Origin of the sequence: Paracoccus pacificus (assembly GCF_042680785.1) — a bacterium.
Lineage (GTDB): Bacteria > Pseudomonadota > Alphaproteobacteria > Rhodobacterales > Rhodobacteraceae > Paracoccus > Paracoccus pacificus.
In genome coordinates, this window is the sequence record NZ_JBHUEN010000036.1 from 1 (window position 1) to 1,177 (window position 1,177).

The 1,177-nt window shown below is 60.6% G+C and carries 1 protein-coding gene; it reads right to left on the minus strand.

Annotated features, from left to right (window positions below; translation table 11 throughout):
* Nucleotides 1-237: 237 nt before the first annotated feature.
* Nucleotides 238-456: a glutaredoxin-like protein NrdH gene (gene nrdH, locus ACFSCT_RS12290; RefSeq protein ID WP_090525206.1), complete on the minus strand. Its 219-nt coding sequence runs from the start codon at nt 454-456 to the stop codon at nt 238-240.
* Nucleotides 457-1,177 lie beyond the last annotated feature (721 nt).

Genomic DNA, 1,177 nt, shown 5'->3' on the forward strand with positions numbered 1-1,177 from the left:
GGGTCCGCCGAAGCGGCCGTCCAGTCGCTCGGCAGCATTCGTCAAAAAGGGCTCGCTACCGACCTTCGCCGCGCCACGCATGAACGGCGGCTCGGTATAATCCGCAAGGGCATCGAGCGTTCCGATATTTGGTGTCTCCACGCTCGATGCCCTTGCTAACGTTCGGCTAGGACGTTGACCAACACCACACGGTAGATATTTGAAGTAGGTGATGGGCGAAGGGACGGCAAAGCCGCCCTAGAGGGCGGCGATGCGATCGGGGCGGAAGCCGGACCAGTGGTCGGCACCTGAAATCACCACGGGGGCCTGCCGATAGCCCAGGCTTTCAACGAAGCGCAGCGCGTCGTCGTCTTCGGTCAGGTCAACAACCGTATAGGCGACGCCTTTTGCGTCGAGGCTGCGGGTGGTGGCGGTGCATTGCACGCAGGCGGGCTTGGAATAGACGGTGATGCTCATGGCTGTTCTCCTTTGCTTCTGTGAACCTGTTTTGGGTCGAAGCATCAGGGTGGTGGTCAACAGCTAATTTGCCTCGCGAGGAATGGCCATAGGCCAGGGGAAATTAGCTGTTGAAGGGGTGAATCATGCCAGGGGCATGATGCGCACCGCCCACCAGCCGCTTCGGCCCAGGGTCACAGTTGGGAAGCAAAGGAGAACAGCCATGTGACGCCGGATCCAGCTGCGACGGCAATGCACCGCCACCGCCCGGCAAAGCGCGCGGCCGTTCGCTGTTGACCTGACCGAAGACGACGACACGTCACAGAAAGCAGCGGTCGGCGGGTGGTGATTTCTGGTGCTGACCGGCTGGTTGACGAGCCGCTTGGGATGGCAGTTAGTTGGCCTATGGCACCCGTGACGCTAGTTTTCATCCGTCGGGATGATGCTGCATTCGCCCCGCGTCCAAACGCCGCCGGCCTCGCTGCAAGCCTGGCTATCCTGCGGCGGTGCCCACCAGGCAGCGATCCATTCTGCCAGGTATGGCCCGACGAAGTAGGCGCTCGACACGATACCGACCCCTACGAAGAACGCCGCGACGCCCCACCATGGTTGGCACGACGGAACAGCAGAATGCTCCCGGCACAAACTGCAAGACCGACGATGAGCAAGAGAATGGTTAGGTTGTGTTGACAAAAGGGATTCACATCAGTCTTTGAGCATGATTCAAGCTGGCATCTGCGAT